The sequence below is a fragment of the Conexibacter sp. DBS9H8 genome (assembly GCF_023330685.1).
GTDB lineage: Bacteria > Actinomycetota > Thermoleophilia > Solirubrobacterales > Solirubrobacteraceae > Palsa-465.
Genome location: NZ_CP097128.1, coordinates 3,272,134 through 3,288,105, shown reverse-complemented (window position 1 = coordinate 3,288,105; position 15,972 = coordinate 3,272,134). Strand labels below are relative to the sequence as shown.

General features: G+C 69.2%; 11 protein-coding genes and 1 riboswitch. Of the genes, 10 read left to right on the top strand and 1 reads right to left on the bottom strand.

From position 1 onward, the window contains the following. Position 1 precedes the first annotated feature (1 nt). From rplA to M3M55_RS15720, 8 genes are all read left to right on the top strand, one after another. Positions 2 to 721 carry a 50S ribosomal protein L1 gene (rplA, locus tag M3M55_RS15755; protein WP_249010456.1) on the top strand — a complete coding sequence of 240 codons (720 nt, stop codon included), beginning with the start codon at positions 2 to 4 and terminating at the stop codon, positions 719 to 721. A gap of 242 nt (positions 722 to 963) precedes the next feature. Then, positions 964 to 1,470, top strand: coding sequence for a hypothetical protein (locus tag M3M55_RS15750; protein WP_249010455.1), 507 nt, complete (start codon positions 964 to 966; stop codon positions 1,468 to 1,470). 20 nt (positions 1,471 to 1,490) lie between these two features. Further along, the gene (locus M3M55_RS15745) at positions 1,491 to 1,913 is read left to right on the top strand and encodes a DoxX family protein (RefSeq protein ID WP_249010454.1); all 423 of its coding nucleotides are present in this window, start codon (positions 1,491 to 1,493) and stop codon (positions 1,911 to 1,913) included. A gap of 365 nt (positions 1,914 to 2,278) precedes the next feature. After that, positions 2,279 to 2,956, top strand: coding sequence for a 50S ribosomal protein L10 (gene rplJ / locus M3M55_RS15740; RefSeq protein ID WP_249010453.1), 678 nt, complete (start codon positions 2,279 to 2,281; stop codon positions 2,954 to 2,956). Between the two features lie 14 nt (positions 2,957 to 2,970). Further along, a complete protein-coding gene (rplL, locus tag M3M55_RS15735; RefSeq protein WP_249010452.1) occupies positions 2,971 to 3,351 on the top strand; it encodes a 50S ribosomal protein L7/L12 in 381 nt (126 codons plus the stop codon). Between the two features lie 108 nt (positions 3,352 to 3,459). Then, positions 3,460 to 4,788, top strand: a complete 1,329-nt coding sequence (locus M3M55_RS15730; RefSeq protein ID WP_249010451.1) for an MATE family efflux transporter — start codon at positions 3,460 to 3,462, stop codon at positions 4,786 to 4,788. Between the two features lie 248 nt (positions 4,789 to 5,036). Then, positions 5,037 to 5,113, top strand: a riboswitch (cyclic di-GMP riboswitch). A 9-nt stretch (positions 5,114 to 5,122) separates the two neighbouring features. Continuing rightward, on the top strand, positions 5,123 to 6,271 hold the full coding sequence (locus tag M3M55_RS15725) for a hypothetical protein (protein WP_249010450.1): 1,149 nt from the start codon (positions 5,123 to 5,125) through the stop codon (positions 6,269 to 6,271). A 125-nt stretch (positions 6,272 to 6,396) separates the two neighbouring features. After that, on the top strand, positions 6,397 to 6,825 hold the full coding sequence (locus M3M55_RS15720) for a cupin domain-containing protein (protein ID WP_249010449.1): 429 nt from the start codon (positions 6,397 to 6,399) through the stop codon (positions 6,823 to 6,825). Positions 6,826 to 6,876: 51 nt separating this feature from the next. Here the strand turns inward: M3M55_RS15720 and M3M55_RS15715 are convergent, their stop codons facing one another. After that, on the bottom strand, positions 6,877 to 7,791 hold the full coding sequence (locus M3M55_RS15715) for a haloalkane dehalogenase (protein ID WP_249010448.1): 915 nt from the start codon (positions 7,789 to 7,791) through the stop codon (positions 6,877 to 6,879). A 346-nt stretch (positions 7,792 to 8,137) separates the two neighbouring features. Here M3M55_RS15715 and M3M55_RS15710 point away from each other — a divergent pair, with 346 nt between their 5' ends. Together M3M55_RS15710 and M3M55_RS15705 are read left to right on the top strand one after the other, a co-directional pair. Further along, entirely contained in the window at positions 8,138 to 11,773 is a 3,636-nt protein-coding gene (locus M3M55_RS15710; RefSeq protein ID WP_249010447.1) for a DNA-directed RNA polymerase subunit beta, read from the top strand. Positions 11,774 to 11,795: 22 nt separating this feature from the next. Further along, the gene (locus M3M55_RS15705; protein ID WP_249010446.1) at positions 11,796 to 15,938 is read left to right on the top strand and encodes a DNA-directed RNA polymerase subunit beta'; all 4,143 of its coding nucleotides are present in this window, start codon (positions 11,796 to 11,798) and stop codon (positions 15,936 to 15,938) included. Positions 15,939 to 15,972: the final 34 nt, after the last annotated feature.

Here is a 15,972-nt window from a genome sequence, read left to right as displayed (position 1 = left end):
CATGGCTTCCCACGGCAAGGCATACATCGACGCCAAGCAGCGTTATGAGCGGACGCGTGAGTACACCCCGGCGGAGGCCGTCGAGCTCGTCAAGCAGCTGTCGACGGCCAAGTTCAACGAGTCCGTCGAGGTTCACGTCAAGACCGGCCTCAACGTCCGGCACGCCGACGAGCAGCTGCGCGGCACCGTCGCGCTGCCCAACGGCCTCGGCAAGGAGGTCAAGATCGCCGTGTTCGCCCAGGGTGACAAGGTCCGGGAGGCGGAGGAGGCCGGCGCGGACGTCGTCGGCGGCGAGGACCTCGCCAAGCGGATCCAGGAGGGCTTTGACGACTTCGACGTCGCCATCGCGACCCCGGACATGATGCCGATCGTCGGCCGCCTCGGCCGGATCCTCGGTCCGTCGGGCAAGATGCCCAACCCGAAGGTCGGCACCGTGACGATGGACGTCGCCAAGGCGATCGAGGAGTCCAAGGCCGGCAAGGTCGAGTACCGGACCGACCGCAACGCGATCGTCCACCTCGTCATCGGCAAGCGCGACTTCGAGGAGCTCGCGCTGCTGGAGAACTACCAGGCGGTGATCGAGGAGCTGATCCGCGCCAAGCCGTCGGCCGCCAAGGGCCGCTACATCCGCAGCGTCACCTTCGCCTCGACGATGGGGCCGGGTGTCAAGGTCGACCCGACCCTCACCCGCGACCTGGTCGGCGAGCCCGCCGCCGCCTGACCCGAGCCGGGTCGGCGCTTCGGCGCCCACGTCTGTCCGGTGCGGCCCGGGCCCTCGATCCGATCGGAGGGCCCGGGCCGCCCGCCGTTTCGGGGTGGCAGGGGGGCCACCCCGGTCCGTCACGGGTGCGTTCGCTCCTCTGCCGGCGCTGAAGAGCTCGAGAAGTTTGCAGGTCAGCTGCGGTTCGACTCCGCGAAAACGGGCAGTTCTTCCTGTGCAACCCGTCCACAAGGAGGACTCCCATGACTGCTGCAACGCGCGACGATGCCCGAAGCCGCACCACCGAGGTCCGGTCGGTCGAGGTCGACGAGCCGAGGCTCTCCCCCGAGCTCAATGCCGAGCTCACCGACGAGCTGCGTGAGGTGGTCGGCGAGGATTCCGTCTGGGTTCCGCGCGATCGCGTCCACCCCAGCCAGGGCGACGCCGTCGAACATCCCGGAGTCAGGGGGATGCGAGTGCCGCGCAACTGGATCGTCTCCCAGGTCGCCGCCACGTGGGTGATCGTCGGCCTCATCGCGCTGATCACCGTCGTGTCGGGCGCCGGCGCCTGGTGGGTGATGGGCGCCGCCGTGCTCGGTCTGCTCGTCACCATGGGTCTCCTGATCAGAACGGCGTTCCGGATGATGGCCAACCCGGAGCGGCCGGCGGCGACGACGGTCGCGCGGATGGAGGCCGAGGGCGTGCGCGATCCCGAGCGCCACTTCTCCGACCTCGTGAGCGAATTCACGGCGGGCGCGAAGCCCCGCTGACCCCCTAGAGTGGTCGCCAGATGGCGGCCACTCTCACCGACTCGGGCCGCGCGCGGCTGCGCGATCGGTTCATCGCCGAACCCGACCGCCGGGTCAACGCGCACCCGGCCGCGGTCCGCACCGCGATCATCACCGGCGTCATCTTCATCCCGGCCGGACTCGTCAAGTTCGTCTTCCACCACTGGGAGCTCAACGCGTTCATCAGCTTCGGGTTGCCCTGGCCGGCCGGCATGGAGATCCTCGCCGGGGTGCTCGAAACCGTCGGGGGCGTGCTGCTGATCCTCCGGCGCGCCATCGTTCCGACCTGTCTGCTGCTCGCCGCGACGATGATCGTCGCGATCGCCGTCTCCGGGGTCGCCCTCGGTGAGGTGATCCCGAGCCTCACCCTCGCTCCGGCCCTCCTCGTCGCGGTCCTCTCCCTGCTCTGGTTCGCCCGGGCCTGATCCGGCTCCGGCCTGCCGGGCCGGACCCGGACCGAAGCGCGCAGGCGCTCCGGCGGTGGTCCGGGCCGGCCTCGCGCGGCCGAGACACTTGCCGCGCGCGACGAGCCGCGCGCGACGAGCGCTCAATGAGGGGGGACTTTTGTGTCGCCACGACGCAAAAGTCCCCCCTCGTCCTCGAGACGGGCGCCGGCCGGGCCTGCCGGGCCGGGTTGGGACCTCCGCCGCCCCGCTACACTGCCCCGCAGTCTTTCGCCCGAGACCCCCGGCCGAGCATGCGTAAGTCCAGGGTAGGTGGAGCGTCCCGTCGGCTCGTCTGAGCGTGGCTGGTCGGCTCGCCGTGGCGGGCCCAACCAGAAAGCGACGAGATGAACAGAGACGAGAAGGCGGCGGTGATCGATCAGATCGCCGAGGACATCGGCGGGGCCGAGGCGATCTTCGCCGTCGACTACCGCGGGATCACCGTGGCTCAGATCAAGGAGCTGCGGACCAAGCTCGGTGACGCGGACGCGTCGCTACGGGTGGCCAAGAACTCGCTCGCCGAGCGCGCGGCCGACCAGGCCGGGACGCCCGAGCTCAAGCCGCTTCTCGTCGGTCCGACCGCCCTGGCGTTCGTCCGCGGTGACGCCGCCGCCGCCGCGAAGGTGCTTGCAGACACCGCTCGCGTGCTGCGCGGGCCGCTTGCGAGCAAGGGCGGCCTGCTCGGCGGCGAGCTGCTGACGGCCGCTCAGGTTGACGCGATCGCCAAGCTGCCGAGCCGCGAGGTCCTCTACGGCCAGCTCGTCGGGATGGTCGCCGCTCCGCTCACCGGGGTCGCCCGCGGCCTCAACGCGCTCATCCAGGGTCTCGCCATCCAGCTCGGCGCGATCCAGGAACAGGGTCTCGTCGGTTCCGGCGCGCCCGACGCCGCAGCGCCCGAGACCACCGAGGACGCTCCCGCCGCCGAGGCGGACGCGTCCGCGCAAGCTTCCGCCGCCGAGCCTGACGTTGAGGCGACGGCCCCTGAAACCGACGCGTCGGATGACGCGACCACCCCCGACGCGTAAGCAAGGAGAACCACATGGCAACCACTGAAGAATGGATCGAGGAGCTCAAGGGCATCTCCGTCCTCGAGCTGTCCGAGCGGATCAAGGCCCTCGAGGAGACCTTCGGGGTCTCCGCCACCGCGGTCGCGGCTGCGGCGCCCGCCGCCGCTGCCGGTGGCGCCGCTGAGGAGGCCGAGGAGGAGTCGAGCACCGTTGACGTCATCCTCGCCGCCGCCGGCGACAAGAAGATCCAGGTGATCAAGGTCGTCCGCGCCGCGACCGGCCTTGGCCTCAAGGAGGCCAAGGCGCTCGTCGATGAGGCCCCCAAGCCGGTCAAGGAAGGCATTGACAAGGAAGAGGCGAGCAAGCTCAAGGCTGAGCTGGAAGAGGCCGGCGCCACCGTCGAGTTCAAGTAGTTCCGCGTCTCCCAACCTGTGTTGGGTCACGGCCGTCCCCGGACTCGGGGGCGGCCGTCGCGCGTTTCGGGGCGGGTGCCGCGCGGACCGGATGGGCCGGGCCGGCCGGTGCGCCCCAGGGCCTGGTCGCTGCTCGGCCGCTACCGGCCCCACCCGGATGACCGGCGGATCCTCTTCCTCGCCCTTCCCGCCCTCGGGGCGCTGGCCGCCGAGCCGCTCTATGTGCTCGTGGACACGGGGATCGTCGGGCATCTCGGGGTCGCGCCGCTCGCGGCCCTCGCGCTGGCCGGAACGGTGATCGCCACCGTCACGACGCTGTGCAACTTCCTCGAGTACGGGTCGACCCCGACCGTCGGTGCTCGCTACGCGCGGGGCGACATCACCGGAGCGCGTGCGCTGGGCAACCAGGCGCTGTTGCTGGCCGGCGCCCTCGGGGTTCTGCTTGCGGCACTGCTCGCGCTCCTCGCCGGCCCGGTGATCGCGGGACTCGGCGGGACACACCGGACCGGCGAGCTGGCAGTCCGCTACCTGCGGATCTCCAGCGTCGGGCTGCCCTTCAACCTGATGGCGGTTGCGGCCAGCGGCTACTTCCGGGGGATCGCCCGACTCCGCTCCCCGCTGGTGATCCTCGTCCTCGCCAACCTCCTCAACGCGCTGCTCGAGTTCGCCCTCGTCGACGGGCTCGGGTGGGGGATCACCGGATCGGCGGCCGGGACGGTGCTCACCCAGATCCTCACGGCCGCCTGGTATGCGCGGGCGGCCGGATTCTCGCTCGTCGCCCCGCGCCGGCACGTGCTCGCCGGCCTCGCCGGGATCGGGGCGGAGATCTTCGTCCGCAGCGCCGCCCTGTATGCGTCCTTTCTGCTCGCCGGGGCGCTGCTCGCGCGGATCGGCAGCGCCGCCCTCGCCGCCCATCAGATCGTCTTCGGCATCTGGAACGCGCTCGCGCTCATCCTCGACGCGCTCGCGATCGCCGCCCAGGTGCTCATCAGTCACGCGCTCACGGCGGGCGCCACCGCGGAGGCGACGGGCCTCGCGCGACGGGTGATCGTCTGGTCGGTGGCGGCCAGGGGTGTCCTCGGTGCGGGGTTGCTCGCGCTCGAGCCGGTGCTCATCCCGCTGTTCTCGAGCGCGCCGCGGGTCGTCGCCGACGCCCGCGCGGTCTGGCCGATCTGCGCGCTGATGCAACCACTCAACGGGGCCGCCTTCGCGCTCGACGGCATCTTGATCGGGGCGCGCGACACCCGCTACCTGATGTGGGCGATGCTTCCCTGCACCCTGGTCGTGTTCCTGCCGCTCGCGCTGCTCGCGTTCCTCGACGGTGGCGGGATCACAGGGATCTGGCTGGCGATCCTCGCCTTCATCGGCGCTCGCACCCTGCTCACCGGCTGGCGGCTCACCCGGCCGGGGTGGACGCGGGCCGCGGCGGCGCGATGACCCCGCCCGCACCGGGGCGCAGATGAGAATGTCCGTTGGACTCAACGGATGACCCATGAGCTGCCGATACCCCGGGCATGGCGGTCACAGCAGCCCCCCATCCTGGTCCCCGGCGCGCGTTCGCACGCCCCGGCTCGGGTGCGACGCGGCGAGCGGATCTGTCGGGAGCTCACGGACGGAGACGGGCGCCCGACGCGGCCGCGAACGATCCGCGCCCACCCGGCCGGCTGTGCATCGTGTGCGGCCGTGACCAGAAACGGCAAACCCCTCGTGAGAGGGGGGCGCACAACGAGGGGCCTCGTGTCGAGGCGGCCCAGTTGCCAAAGGAGCGTTCATGATCAGCACGAAGCTGGCTGCCGGTGGACCGGCACTTGTCACCGGTGTGGTGGCCCTCAGCGGGGCGTTGCCCGGCGTTGCACAGGCCCACACCACCCGCCGCTCGGCGGTGAGCAAGGCCGCCGTCATCCACGAGGTGGCGGTCGCCAAGGCCGAGCTGAAGCTCGTCCGGCGGGACGCCCGGGCGCGGGCCGCCGCAGCCCGCCAGGCGATGGTGCGCGTGTCCACCGACACCCATCGGGCCGCCGTGACCGCCCTCGATCTGTCCAAGCGCACGAACCTCGTCGCTGCCTCTGCGCTCACCTCGGTCGCCGGCCTGCTGGGGACGGAGGCAAGCACCTACACCTCGCTGATCGGCCACACCTCAGGGGCGACTCAGCTCGCCCTCGCCCAGGCGATCAAGCCGGCGATCACCGGACAGAGCTTTCTCACGACCCTCCTGGAGGACCTCACCGCCACGACCAGCTCAACGGGCGGTTCGACCACCACGTCCGGTTCGACCTCGACGGCGACCAGCACCGGCTCGACCTCAACGACCGCCACGGCAACCGGCACCGACACGCTCGGGAGCATCGCGACCCTGCTCAACCAGGCCGCCGGTGATCTCTCCCAGATCTCCGGGCTGCTCACCAGCGGCGGGCTCACCACCCAGCTCGAGTCGGTGCTCGGCGGGGCTCTCAGCACGACGAGCGGCGCCGTCGACCAGCAGATCACCCAGCTCGAGGCGCTCATCCCCGACCTGCCTGGCGCCGACCAGGCGTCCGCCACCCAGCTGTTGGGCCAGCTGCAGTCTGAGTACACCTCGACGAGCTCGACGCTGCAGAGCGTCACCAACACGGTCGCCGGCCAGCTCGGCGCCCCGATCACCCAGCAGCTCACCGAGCTGACCAACTGGCTGTCGGGCCTGCTCGGCGGGATCTCCAACACCCTCAGCGGAATCGGCAGCGGGATCAGCCCCACCGGCTCGTCGAGCACGACGGGCACGACCGCCACGACGGGCACAAGCACCGCAACCTCCCCGGTCACCTCGCTGACGGGCCTCGGCAGTGGCAGCGGCAGCCCGGCCGGCGGCGGGGGTCTCTCTGGTGTCCTCGGGAGCCTGTTCGGTGGCGGCAGCAGCACCGGGGGCTTGGGCGGGCTGCTTTAACGCTGGGCCCATCGCTTCGCACCGCGGCGCGTGAACACGGTCTGAGCGGGCCCGGTCGCCCGCTCAGACCGCCGTGCGCTCAGGCCGCGTTGGGCCAGAGCGCCGGAGCGGGTAGGTTCTCGACCATGAGCTCTCACCTCGCCGACTACACCGTCGTCTCACCCGACGCCGCCGCCGACCACTACGCCGACAGTGACGTTCCCGGCGAGTTCCGTCCCCTCACCGAGCTGCTCGGCGCCGAGCAGCTCGCGCTCACCTGCATCCGGGTTCCCGCCCACTCCGACTTCGAGCAGGGCACCGGCCACTACCACGAGGAGATCGAGGAGCTCTACCTGGTCACCCGCGGGACCCTGACGATGCGCTTCGGTGAGGAGATCCGCCACGTCAGCGCGCCCGCAGCGGTTCGCGTCGGCGCCCACACCCCGCGCTCGCACCGCAACGAGGGAGACGAGCCGGTGGAGATGTGGGCGGTCTCGCGCAAGCGCGGGAACCCGGATGCGGTCAAGCTCGACGCGTTCTGGGAGGCTTCGCCCTCAGCCGCCCAGCATCGCTGACGGCGAGCCCGGGGGGAGCCCCCCGGGCGGAGCTGACCGAGGGTTGGCGGGTCAGCTCGCCGCGGCCGAGAACGCGGCGAGCGCCGCGATCGCGATTCTCTCGCCGTGCTCCTGGGTGAAGTGGCCGGCCTGTTCGAGCACCAGCGGCTCCGGGCAGCCGTTGATGAGGGCGGCGAGCCGGTGCATCACCGGGGCGCCGAGCACCGGGTCGCGCAGGCCGATCGCCATGAACGTCGGCCCATGCCATTCCTTGTTCCAGAAGCGGGCGGCCGCGCGGCTCACGTCGACCCCGTCCATGTCCGGGCGGGTCATCACCAGCTCGGGAAAGCGACGCACCCCTGCCTTGTAGGAGCGGTCGGGGAACGGCGCGTCGTAGGCGGCCGCCTCGGCGGCAGACAGAGAGGGCTCTGAGCGGGCGAGCAGGGTCCCGACGGCGAGATCGTCCTGGCCGGCGTTGTAGGCCCGCCAGGCCTCGAAGCCCTCGCTGATGGGGACGCCGACGGCGAGGCCGGTGTTCATCACGAGCAGGCGGCTGATCCGCGGGGCGATGTCGGGCTCGACCGGGAGGGTGAGGCCGAGGACCCCGCCCCAGTCCTGTACGACGAGTGTGACGTCCCGGAGGTCGAGGTGGCGGATGAGCGCGAGCAGGCTGTCACGGTGGAAGCTGAAGGTGTAGGCCGGCTCCTCGAGGGGTTTGTCGGAGCGGCCGAACCCGAACAGGTCGGGGGCGACGACCCGGGCGCCGGCGGCGGCGAAGACCGGAATCATCTTGCGGTAGAGGTAGCTCCAGGTTGGCTGGCCGTGCAGGCACAGGAAGGTTGGCGCGCCCGTGGAGGGCCCCTCGTCGACACGGGCCATCCGCAGGCCCTCGTACCCCGGCAGATCCTCGACATAGTGGGGGGCGTAGGGGAAGTCGGGCAGGTTGGCAAAGCGCGCCTCGGGGGTGCGCAGGGCCGTGGGCGTCATGAGTGGCCTCTTGGGGCGGGAATGGGCGGGGAGCCGAGAACCCTATCCCGCGGTTGCCTTCGACAGGCCCAGCGCATACACTGCGTGACGTCAGCCGATAGTCGTAGCCGCCCTTCAGCGGGGACCGCGCCACATACGCGGTCACCCCGGGCGGGGTCCGTGAGAGCTGGACGTACCCTTCACGGGGCATGCCGCTGGTCCGTGCCAGCCGACAGGTGCCCTGTGCTATCGTCGTGTGTCCGCGCCTCGTGTCACGCTCGGCGGGATCCTCAAACCGATCCCACTCCCCCGAGCACGACGCCCTGCGCGGAGACCCTGTCTCCCCTCAGCCTGAGGAGTCGCCGCCTTGGCAACCGCTGAAGCCCCCCGCACGCGTCGTAGCTTTGCGCGTCTGCAGAACGCGCTGGACGTTCCGAACCTGATCGACATTCAGCGTCGATCCTTCGCCTGGCTCACCGACCCCGAGCGCGGAGGGCTCCGCGAGACCATCGATGACGTCTCACCGATTGAGGACTACACGGGCAACCTCGCCGTTCAGTTCGGCGAGTTCTTCTTTGACGAGCCGATCGCAACCCTCGAGCAGTGCCGGGAGAAGGACCTCACCTACGCTCGCCCGCTCACGGTCACCGTCGCCTTCATCAACCGGGAGACCGGGGAGATCCGCGAGCAGTCCGTGTTCATGGGCGATTTCCCGTGGATGACCGACCGCGGCACGTTCGTCATCAACGGGACCGAGCGGGTCGTCGTCACCCAGCTCGTGCGCTCCCCCGGCGCCTACGTGATGGAGCCCAAGGACCGGGACAAGCAGGTCTTCGTCGCCAACCTGATGCCCGCGCGCGGTAGCTGGCTCGAGCTGGAGATCGACAAGAAGGGCCGGGTGTACGTCCGCATCGACCGCAAGCGCAAGCTGCCGGTCACCGTGCTCCTCCGGGCGATGGGGTACTCGACGGATGAGGAGATCCTCGCGATGTTCGAGAACTCCCTCTACATCCGCCTCACCCTCGACGCCGACGCCGAGGTGACCAGGACCGAGGAGGGCGCCCTCATCGAGCTGTTCAAGAAGCAGCGCCCGGGCGAGCCGCCGTCCGTCGACGCCGCTCGCTCCCTGCTCAACCAGCTCTTCTTCGACCCCAAGCGCTACGACCTCACCCGGGTCGGTCGCTACAAGCTCAACAGCCGGCTCCACCTCGACACCGATCTGGACACCCGCACCCTCACCCACGACGACATCATCGCCCTGATCAAGGAGCTCGTCTCCCTGCCGCGGATGCTCGGCATGGAGGAGAACCCGGAGATCGAGGTCAAGGACTACGCCGCCGAGGCGGCCGGGATGCCGCGGGACCCGATCGTCGATCACCTCGACGAGTACGAACACTTCGGCAACCGCCGCCTGCGCACCGTCGGCGAGCTGATCCAGGAGGCGTTCCGGATCGGTCTCTACCGGATGGAGCGGGTCGTCCGCGAGCGCCTCACCACCGAGGACTCCGACACGATCACCCCCCAGACGATCGTCAACATCCGGCCCGTCGTGGCGGCGCTGAAGGAGTTCTTCGGCTCCTCCCAGCTGAGCCAGTTCATGGATCAGAACAACTCCCTGTCGGGCCTCACCCACCGCCGGCGCCTGTCCGCGCTCGGGGCCGGCGGCCTGACCCGGGAGCGTGCTCCGATCGAGGTGCGTGACGTCCACCCGACCCACTACGGCCGGATGTGCCCGATCGAGACGCCGGAAGGTCCGAACATCGGCCTGATCGGCTCGCTCGCCACCTACGCGGAGATCTCCGAGCACGGGTTCGTCACGAGCCCGTACCGGGTCGTCAAGGACGGCGTCATCACCGACGAGATCGTCCACCTCGACGCGACCCAGGAAGAGCCGCTGAAGATCGCCCAGGCGAACGCGCCGCGGGATGAGAACAACCGGCTGACGGAGACGGAGATCCTCTGCCGGACCCTTGCGGGCCAGTACATCACCGTGCCGCCGTCAGAGGTCGACCTCATCGACGTCGCCCCCCAGCAGGTGTGGTCGGTCGCGACGGCGATGATCCCGTTCCTCGAGCACGACGACGCGAACCGCGCCCTGATGGGTTCGAACATGCAGCGCCAGGCTGTGCCGCTGCTCGTCACCGACGCGCCCGTGGTCGGCACCGGCATGGAGTACCGCGCCGCCGTCGACACCGGGGACGTCGTCGTCGCCCGCAGTGAGGGGACCGTCTCCTACGTCGACGCCGAGCGGATCGTCGTCGACACCGCCGAGGGCCCCGAGGAGTACCTGCTGCAGAAGTTCATGCGCTCCAACCAGGGCACCCTGATCCATCAGAAGCCGATCATCAGCGTCGACACGAAGGTTCTCCCGGGGACCGTCCTCGCGGACGGCTCCTCCTCCGATCAGGGGGAGATGGCCCTCGGCAAGAACCTGATGGTCGCATTCATGTCCTGGGAGGGCTACAACTTCGAGGACTCGATCATCCTCAACCGTCGCCTCGTCTCCGATGACGAGCTGACCTCGATCCACATCGAGGAGTACGAGATCGATGCGCGGACGACGAAGCTCGGCGACGAGGAGATCACGCGCGACATCCCGAACCGCTCGGAGGAGTCGCTGCGCAACCTCGACGACCGCGGGATCGTGCGGATCGGCGCGGAGGTCACCTCGGGCGAGCTGCTCGTCGGCAAGGTCACGCCCAAGGGTGAGACCGAGCTGACCGCCGAGGAGAAGCTGATCCGGGCGATCTTCAAGGAGAAGGCGCGTGAGGTGCGCGACACGAGCCTCAAGGTGCCCCACGGCGAGGGCGGCGTCGTCATCGACGTGAAGACCTTCAGTCGGGATGACGGGGACGATCTGCCGCCCGGGGTCAACGACCTCGTGCGCGTGTTCGTCGCCAAGAAGCGCAAGATCTCCGAGGGTGACAAGCTCGCCGGCCGCCACGGCAACAAGGGCGTCATCTCCAAGATCGTCGACCCCGAGGACATGCCGTTTCTCGAGGACGGCACCCCGATCGACGTGATCCTCAACCCGCTCGGCGTGCCGAGCCGGATGAACCTCGGCCAGATCCTCGAGACCCACCTCGGGTGGGCCGCCGTCAACGGCTGGTATGAGGACGGGTCCCGCGCCAAGGCAGAAGCGGTCAAGGTCGCCCGCAACGCCGTCGACGGCGCCGGCGCGAAGGTGTACACCGCGACACCGGTGTTCGACGGCGCGAAGGTCGCCGACGTCGACCACGCGCTCGTGCAGTGGCAGAAGGAGCACACCGCGGCCGGCGGCAAGATCCGCATGGACGTGGACGAGAGCCGTCGCCCCGGCGAGCAGGCCTCGGGCAAGGTGCGCCTCTACAACGGCCGGACCGGGCAGCCGTTCGCCCAGAACGTCACCGTCGGGTACATGTACGTGCTCAAGCTCCACCACCTCGTCGACGACAAGATCCACGCGCGTTCGACGGGCCCCTACAGCCTCGTCACCCAGCAGCCGCTGGGCGGCAAGGCCCAGTTCGGCGGTCAGCGGTTCGGGGAGATGGAGGTGTGGGCGCTGGAGGCCTACGGTGCCGCCTACACGCTGCAGGAGATGCTGACGATCAAGTCCGACGACACGGTCGGGCGGGTCAAGGCCTATGAGGCGATCGTCAAGGGCGAGAACATCGCCGAACCGTCCATCCCGGAGTCCTTCAAGGTGCTCCTCAAGGAGATGCAGTCCCTCGCCCTCGACGTCAACGTCGTCTCCGAGGAGGGCGAGCGCGCCGAGATGCGTGAGGACGACGACGACCTGCTCCGTGCCGCGGAGGAGCTCGGCATCGACCTCTCCGGGGTGCGGGCCGACACCGGTGGTGCGGATGAGGCCATCGAACATGAAGGGGAGACCGTCGAGGCCTCCGCGGAGGAGATCGAGAACTCCGCCGGTGAGGAGGACCTGGACGCGGGCGAGGAGCTCGAGGCCGAGGACTTCGCCACCGTCACCGATCCGATGCTCGAAGTGGACATCGACGAGGCCTGAGTCGAAGGAGAACACGAAAACCATGATCGACATCAACAACTTCGACGCCATCGAGATCGGTCTCGCGTCCAGCAAGCAGATCCGCAGCTGGTCCTCAGGGGAGGTCACCAAGCCCGAGACGATCAACTACCGGACCCTGCGGCCGGAGAAGGACGGGCTCTTCTGCGAGCGCATCTTCGGTCCGACCAAGGACTGGGAGTGCTACTGCGGCAAGTACAAGCGGGTCCGCTACAAGGGCATCGTCTGTGAGCGCTGCGGCGTGGAGGTGACCCGGTCCAAGGTCCGGCGCGAGCGGATGGGCCACATCGACCTCGCCGCCCCCGTCTCGCACATCTGGTTCTTCAAGGGCGTGCCGAGCCGGATCGGCTACCTCCTCGACATGGCGCCCAAGGAGCTCGAGAAGGTCCTCTACTTCGCCGCCTCCATCGTCACCTGGGTCGACGACGAGGCCCGTGAGCGGGACCTCGACACCCTCCAGACGCAGGTGAACGAGATGCTCGACAGCATCGCCGCCGAGCGTGAGGAACGGGTGCTGGAGCTGCGCGAGAGCCTCGAGCGCCGGGTCGAGTTCATCCAGAGCGCGAAGACGAGCCGCGACTTCTCTGACGACGATCACCTGTGGGCCGACAGCCTCGACGTGAACGTCGCGAAGATGTCCGAGGAGGAGCGCGAGAAGCTGCTCAAGGACACGCGCAAGAGCCTCACCGCCGACATCGACGACACCGAGGCCTACATGGAGGACGCCGCCGAGCGTCTGCGCCAGGTCTGGGACCTGTTCAAGTCGATGAAGAGCAAGGACGTCGTCAACGACGAGACGCTGTTCCGTGAGCTCAAGGACCGGTTCGGGTCGCCGTTCGGGTTCGGTGAGTACTTCCGTGGCGGAATGGGGGCCGAGGCGGTGCGTGACCTGCTCGAGCAGGTCGACCTCGAGGCCGAGGCCGCCGACCTGCAGGACCAGGTCAAGACCGCCAAGGGGCAGAAGCAGGCCCGTGCGGTCAAGCGCCTGAAGGTCGTCACCGCGTTCCTCAACTCGGGCAACCGCCCGGAGATGATGGTGCTGGAGGCCGTGCCGGTGATCCCGCCGGAGCTGCGCCCGATGGTCCAGCTCGACGGCGGCCGCTTTGCCACCTCTGACCTCAACGACCTCTACCGGCGGGTGATCAACCGCAACAACCGGCTCAAGCGCCTGCTCGACCTCGGGGCCCCGGAGATCATCGTCAACAACGAGAAGCGGATGCTTCAGGAGGCCGTCGACGCCCTGTTTGACAACGGCCGCCGTGGCCGGCCGGTCACCGGCCCGGGCAACCGTCCGCTGAAGTCCCTCAGCGACATGCTCAAGGGCAAGCAGGGCCGATTCCGCCAGAACCTGCTCGGCAAGCGCGTCGACTACTCGGGCCGTTCGGTGATCGTGTCGGGCCCGAGCCTGAAGCTGCACCAGTGCGGTCTGCCGAAGCTGATGGCCCTCGAGCTGTTCAAGCCGTTCATCATGGCCCGGCTCGTGGAGCGCAAGTCCGCCCAGAACATCAAGGCGGCCAAGAAGATGGTCGACTCGATGATCCCGGAGGTCTGGGACGTGCTCGAGGAGGTCATCCACGAGCACCCGGTGCTGCTCAACCGTGCACCCACCCTGCACCGCCTCGGGATCCAGGCCTTTGAGCCCAAGCTCGTGGAGGGCAAGGCGATCCAGGTCCACCCGCTCGTCTGCACCGCCTTCAACGCGGACTTCGACGGCGACCAGATGGCCGTCCACCTGCCCCTGTCGGCTGAGGCCCAGGCGGAGGCGCGGATCCTGATGCTGTCGGCGAACAACATCCTCTCCCCGGCCCACGGCAGCCCGCTGGCGGTGCCGTCCCAGGACATGGTGCTCGGTGCCTACTACCTCACCTACGGTCCCGATGAGGCGGCGCTCGCCAAGGTCGACCCGGCCACCCACGAGCCGCGGCCGCACATGTTCCGCACCGCCCAGGAGGCGGAGTGGTCCTATGACCACGGCGCGGTCGGCCTGCACGACCTCGCCGAGTTCCGGCCGATCGGCCGCGAGGGTGGTCACATCCTCACGACGGTCGGACGGATCATCTACAACGACCGGATCGAACGGGCGGTCGAGGAGGCGATGGGCGATGACTTCGATCCCGCGCTGTATGAGTTCGTCAACCGGTCGATGCGCAAGAAGGACACGACGCGCCTCGTCGACGACCTCGTCCAGAAGTACGGGGCGGCCTCGATCAGCCAGGTGCTCGACGCGTTCAAGGAGCTCGGTTTCCAGTTCGCCACCCAGTCAGGGGTGACGGTGTCCAAGAACGACGTCCAGACCCCGGCGGCGAAGGAGGAGATCCTCGCCCGCTACGACGCCCAGCTCGCCGACATCGACGAGCAGTACGAGAACGGTGAGATGGACGTGGAGGAGCGCCATGAGGCGGTCGTCGCGCTGTGGAACGAGGCGACCGAGACGGTCGCCCAGGCGATGGTCGACAACCTGGACGAGCTCAACCCCATCTTCATGATGGCCAACTCCGGGGCGCGTGGCTCCTTCCAGCAGATCCGCCAGCTCGCCGGGATGCGCGGGCTGATGGCGAACCCGAAGGGTGAGATCATCGAGCGGCCGATCAAGTCCAACTTCATGGAGGGACTTGACGTGCTCGAATACTTCATCTCCACCCACGGGGCCCGCAAGGGCCTTGCCGACACGGCTCTGCGGACCGCGGACTCCGGGTACCTCACCCGGCGCCTCGTCGACGTCTCCCAGGACGTGATCATCCGTCAGGAGGACTGCGGCACGAAGGAGTTCATCCTCTCCTCCGTCTACAAGACCGACGTCGACCGGGAGTCGCGGGAGCTCAAGCCGACCGACGAGCCGAACGACAACCTGATCGGCCGGATCGCCGCGGAGGAGCTGTGTGCGCCGGACGGGACGGTGATCGTCGCCAAGGGCGTCGAGATCGACCGCGCCCAGTTCGCCCAGCTCGCCGACGCCTACCGGGCGGAGGCGGAGGCCGGGACCGTCACCTGGCTTCCCGTCCGCTCGGTGCTCAAGTGTGAGGCCCCGACCGGGGTCTGCCAGGCCTGTTATGGCCGGAGCATGGCGACGGGCAAGGTCGCCCAGATCGGGGACGCGGTCGGGATCATCGCGGCGCAGTCGATCGGTGAGCCGGGGACGCAGCTGACGATGCGGACCTTCCACACCGGCGGTGTCGCCGGCGCGGACATCACCCACGGCCTGCCGCGCGTCGTCGAGCTGTTCGAGGCGCGCAAGCCCAAGGGCCTCGCCCAGATCAGCCCGGTCGCGGGTACCGTCACCCTCGAGGAGGCTGACAAGGGTGTGACCGTCGTGATCACGGACGCGGGCGGTGAGGAGCACCGCTACAGCTTCCCGCGGCGGACGCTGCTCTATGTCCGCAACGGTCAGCACATCGAGATCGGCCACCCGCTCAACGAGGGGTCGCTCTACCCCCATGACATCCTCGCCCACGCCGGCCAGACGCCGGAGGAGCGCCGGACCGCGACGGAGCTGTACCTCGTCCGCGAGGTGCAGGAGGTCTACAAGTCCCAGGGCGTGGACATCAACGACAAGCACATCGAGCTGATCGTGCGCCAGATGATGAAGAAGGTGCGGGTCGACCAGAAGGGCGACACCGACCTGCTGCCCGGCCAGTTCGTCGACCGTCACGACTACGCCCGCATCAACGCGGCCGTGGAGGAGAACGGTGGCGAGACCGCCCAGGCCGAGGAGATCATCCTCGGGATCACCAAGGCGTCACTCAACACCGACAGCTTCCTGTCGGCCGCCTCCTTCCAGGAGACGACCAAGGTGCTGACCGACGCGGCGCTCGAGGGCAAGATCGACCGGCTCAACGGGCTCAAGGAGAACGTCATCATCGGCAAGCTGATCCCGGCGGCGACCGGCCTCAAGCGCTACCGCCGGATCGAGATCGAGCCCGCCGAGCCGCTGCCCCGCGGCATCGATGAGGTCGGCCTGCTCGACCACGACGACCTCACCGCCGAGCTGTTCGCGGACGGCGAGGGCCTCGGCGGCTTTGCCAGCGTGGAGGCCGACATCGCCCACCTGGAGGGTCTCACCGCCTCCGGTGGCGGGTCGAGCTTCGGCTTCGGCGACGAGTTCGGCGACCTCGACCTTCCCGTCGACGGGGGTTCAGAGCGCGCCTAGCGTGTCTGCCGGGGTGGTGGCCCGCTGGCCACCA

Bases quoted from the DNA above. Each gene is read 5' to 3' on its own strand.
- M3M55_RS15720 (WP_249010449.1), top strand. From the start codon at position 6,397: ATGAGCTCTCACCTCGCCGACTACACCGTCGTCTCACCCGACGCCGCC.
- rplJ (WP_249010453.1), top strand. From the start codon at position 2,279: ATGAACAGAGACGAGAAGGCGGCGGTGATCGATCAGATCGCCGAGGAC.
- M3M55_RS15750 (WP_249010455.1), top strand. From the start codon at position 964: ATGACTGCTGCAACGCGCGACGATGCCCGAAGCCGCACCACCGAGGTC.
- rplA (WP_249010456.1), top strand. From the start codon at position 2: ATGGCTTCCCACGGCAAGGCATACATCGACGCCAAGCAGCGTTATGAG.
- M3M55_RS15745 (WP_249010454.1), top strand. From the start codon at position 1,491: ATGGCGGCCACTCTCACCGACTCGGGCCGCGCGCGGCTGCGCGATCGG.
- M3M55_RS15705 (WP_249010446.1), top strand. From the start codon at position 11,796: ATGATCGACATCAACAACTTCGACGCCATCGAGATCGGTCTCGCGTCC.
- rplL (WP_249010452.1), top strand. From the start codon at position 2,971: ATGGCAACCACTGAAGAATGGATCGAGGAGCTCAAGGGCATCTCCGTC.
- M3M55_RS15725 (WP_249010450.1), top strand. From the start codon at position 5,123: ATGATCAGCACGAAGCTGGCTGCCGGTGGACCGGCACTTGTCACCGGT.
- M3M55_RS15715 (WP_249010448.1), bottom strand. From the start codon at position 7,791: ATGACGCCCACGGCCCTGCGCACCCCCGAGGCGCGCTTTGCCAACCTG.